The 2,837-nt window shown below is 33.6% G+C and carries 5 protein-coding genes and 1 pseudogene; 3 read left to right on the top strand and 3 right to left on the bottom strand.

Annotation, left to right across the window (positions count from 1 at the left end; genetic code table 11):
* Positions 1 to 203: pseudogene (locus ABZA26_RS11760) on the top strand (single-stranded DNA-binding protein); the annotation flags it as partial.
* A gap of 69 nt (positions 204 to 272) precedes the next feature.
* Here the strand turns inward: ABZA26_RS11760 and ABZA26_RS11755 are convergent.
* Positions 273 to 662: a hypothetical protein gene (locus ABZA26_RS11755; protein ID WP_372714712.1), complete on the bottom strand. Its 390-nt coding sequence runs from the start codon at positions 660 to 662 to the stop codon at positions 273 to 275.
* 165 nt (positions 663 to 827) lie between these two features.
* On the opposite strand from ABZA26_RS11755, the gene ABZA26_RS11750 reads away from it, so the two are divergent.
* On the top strand, positions 828 to 1,295 hold the full coding sequence (locus ABZA26_RS11750) for an NUDIX domain-containing protein (protein WP_372714711.1): 468 nt from the start codon (positions 828 to 830) through the stop codon (positions 1,293 to 1,295).
* 30 nt (positions 1,296 to 1,325) lie between these two features.
* Here ABZA26_RS11750 and ABZA26_RS11745 read toward each other — a convergent pair whose 3' ends face one another.
* Positions 1,326 to 1,556 (bottom strand): hypothetical protein, encoded by a 231-nt coding sequence (locus ABZA26_RS11745; RefSeq protein WP_372714710.1) that lies wholly within the window; start codon positions 1,554 to 1,556, stop codon positions 1,326 to 1,328.
* A gap of 194 nt (positions 1,557 to 1,750) precedes the next feature.
* Here ABZA26_RS11745 and ABZA26_RS11740 point away from each other — a divergent pair, with 194 nt between their 5' ends.
* Positions 1,751 to 2,533, top strand: a complete 783-nt coding sequence (locus tag ABZA26_RS11740) for an HAD family hydrolase (protein ID WP_372714709.1) — start codon at positions 1,751 to 1,753, stop codon at positions 2,531 to 2,533.
* Between the two features lie 113 nt (positions 2,534 to 2,646).
* Here ABZA26_RS11740 and ABZA26_RS11735 read toward each other — a convergent pair.
* A partial coding sequence (locus ABZA26_RS11735; protein WP_372714708.1) for a hypothetical protein occupies positions 2,647 to 2,837 on the bottom strand: 191 nt, incomplete at its 5' end.

The following is a 2,837-nucleotide window of genomic DNA, read 5'->3' as shown; positions in this document are numbered from 1 at the left end:
GGACTACCTATGACGTTATTGTAGACAATATCGAATTTTTAGAAGGAAGAAACAGCGAATCATCATATGATAACAGCGGTTCTCAGGGAGGATATTCTAACTCTAATTCCAATGCTTACTCAAAACCTGCAAAACCTCAGTCTCCTTCTAGTTCTAAGCCGGAAGCCGAATCATTTGAAGACGACGATGAATTTCCATTCTAATATGTAACTCCATAAAAAACTCAGATAAAACTGTGGTTATAATTAAAGAGCTGCCCGACGGGCAGCTCTTTATTCTTTCTTTTTCCTGGAATAACCATACCATAATCCATTATTTACAATGATAAAAATAATCCAGTAAACTCTTTCTAAATTTCTGTTCTTTATCTCACTGGCAAGGTCTAGGTTTTTGTTTATGAGAAGTTCATTTTCACTTTCATATGTTTTTATAACCCTTTCTTTCTCGGCAAGCTCTATCTTATTTTGTTCCCTTAAATTTTCCAATGTTTTTATTTTTTCATTCTGTTCAGAAACCAGGCTACCTGTTTCGTCCAGTTGTTTACGAATACCTACAATTTCTTTTTTTAGATTTGTGTTTTCATTCCCTGAGCTCAGTTTTTTTTCAGAATCACATCCAAAAGTCAACAATAAAACAAACAGCAACAATAGTATTTTTTTCATAGCTACCCTCTCCTCACATATATTCATTATTCTAAATAGATATTTCAAAAGCTCTTTTAAATTCCTTTATAATTTACAATAAACTTTTAAAAATGATTTTTTTAAACGGCAAAAGGAACATGACAAAATATCGGTATAATTCTTTTGAAGGGAAGGTGGTCATTTATGAGATATAGAATCCGTGTAGCTGCCATAGTTATTAAAGATGATAAGATACTACTGGTTAAAAGTCTCCACTCTAAAAGCAGCTCCGAATGGTGGGCTCCACCTGGGGGAGGTCTAGAAGATGTGGACAATGATATCCACGCCTGTGCAGTGCGGGAAACGTGTGAAGAAACAGGTTACACCGTTGAAACAGGGGACATTTTATTTATAAGTGAATTTTTGGATCCTCAATACGACTCACATAACTTAGAAATATTTTTAAAAGGAAAAATTATTTCAGGGGAGATAGGGGTCAAGGATCCTTTTTGCAGAGAATGTGAAGGACTCCTTATAGAGGAGGCCAGATGGTTTTCAAGAAGTGAGCTCAACGATTTTACTGTATTTCCCGAATCCATAAAGACCCCGGAGTTCTGGGAAAACTACAACAAAAAAATATATACTAAATACCTTGGAAGAACAATGGGTTGACTCCAAGCCCTTTGTTCCCACATGTTAAATTTATATGACCTCTATACCTGCTATTTTTACTATCTCATCAAGTCTTTTTTTTGCTTCTTCCTCACTTCTGTAACTTTCAAAAAAATAATCTTTCTCATCTACAGCCAGGATATCCTTAATAAAAATTTCCACATTCCAAACTGTTTCCTTAAAACTATTTTTGAACCTTATTCTGAGAGCCAGAATAGCATCTGTCTTTAAAAGAGAATTGGCAAATTTTATATATTTCATAGATACCTCCTAAATTTATTTATCTGAGTATTCCAATTTCATATATAAATTCCTCTTATAAAAAATGATTTTCAAAAAAGTTTATTTATGACTATTTTAATATTTAATATTGACTTTATCATGAGAGAGGTTTACCATGTTTTGTAAAAAGAAATTAGCAAATAACTAACAGAAGAATTATCCAGGAGGTCCAAATGATCAAATTAATAGCCACTGACATGGACGGAAGTCTACTCAATGATGACCATAAAATCAACGATGAATTTTGGGAAGTTTTCAAGGAACTTCGTAAGAAAAATATTATCTTTTCTGCAGCCAGCGGAAGACAGTATTACAATCTCTTGGAAAAATTTGATTCCATAAAAGACGACATGCTCTTCATAGCAGAGAATGGTACTTATGTAATGCAGAATGGAGAAGAATTGTTTTCAGTAACAATTGACAAGAAAGATGCCTTAGAGCTCATAGAGATTGGCAGAGGTATAGAGGGTGCCTATCTTGTCATTTGCGGTAAAAAATCTGCTTATATAGAAAGCAGCGATCAAAGACTGGTATCAGAAGTATCTCAGTACTACTCCCGTTTCAAAATCATAGATGACGTTACTGATATAGATGATGATATCTTAAAAATAACTCTCTGTGACTTCAATGGTTCTGAGGAAAACAGTCATAAGTACTTTAAAAATCATGAGGATAGATTTAATATAGCTGTCTCTGGAAAGCTGTGGCTTGATATGATCAATATAAATGCCAATAAGGGGACTGCCATTAAAAAAATACAGGATTTTTTTGAAATAACTCCCTGCGAAACCATGGTTTTCGGAGATTATCTAAATGACCTTGAGATGATAAAAAATGCCAAATACAGCTACGCCATGGAAAATGCTCACCCTCTTTTAAAGAAAGAAGCAAATTTCATTGCAGAAAATAACAATCAGAACGGAGTTGTAAAAAAGATAAAAGAGGTACTTTTCTAAAAAACATACCTTACTGCAAGTAGAATATTTTTTTTATAAATTAAATCTCAAAGTTTTTACAAAGGAAAAACCCTCATCAGTCGTGAGGGTTTTTCTTATAAAATTATTAAAAATCATCCTGCCGTGACATATGCATAGACTATAAATCCTATTCCCAAAAGATAAGCCGTTACTGCCATATATATTGCTTTTGGAAAACATCCGCCTCTCTCTTTTAGAGCCTCTAGCCTTCCGCTTTCTTTCTTGTATTTACTTTCCACATCATTTTTAGTAGTTTTATATCTCACATAGAGCATATAAGGGG

It is taken from the genome of Ilyobacter sp. (assembly GCF_041583315.1).
Taxonomy (GTDB): domain Bacteria; phylum Fusobacteriota; class Fusobacteriia; order Fusobacteriales; family Fusobacteriaceae; genus Ilyobacter.
Note: the sequence above shows the minus strand (reverse complement) of the source record. Positions and strands in the feature narration are given on the sequence as shown.

What these genes read in the sequence shown, in the direction of transcription:
- ABZA26_RS11755 (WP_372714712.1), bottom strand. Translation starts at nt 662, where the DNA reads ATGAAAAAAATACTATTGTTGCTGTTTGTTTTATTGTTGACTTTTGGA.
- ABZA26_RS11750 (WP_372714711.1), top strand. Translation starts at nt 828, where the DNA reads ATGAGATATAGAATCCGTGTAGCTGCCATAGTTATTAAAGATGATAAG.
- ABZA26_RS11745 (WP_372714710.1), bottom strand. Translation starts at nt 1,556, where the DNA reads ATGAAATATATAAAATTTGCCAATTCTCTTTTAAAGACAGATGCTATT.
- ABZA26_RS11740 (WP_372714709.1), top strand. Translation starts at nt 1,751, where the DNA reads ATGATCAAATTAATAGCCACTGACATGGACGGAAGTCTACTCAATGAT.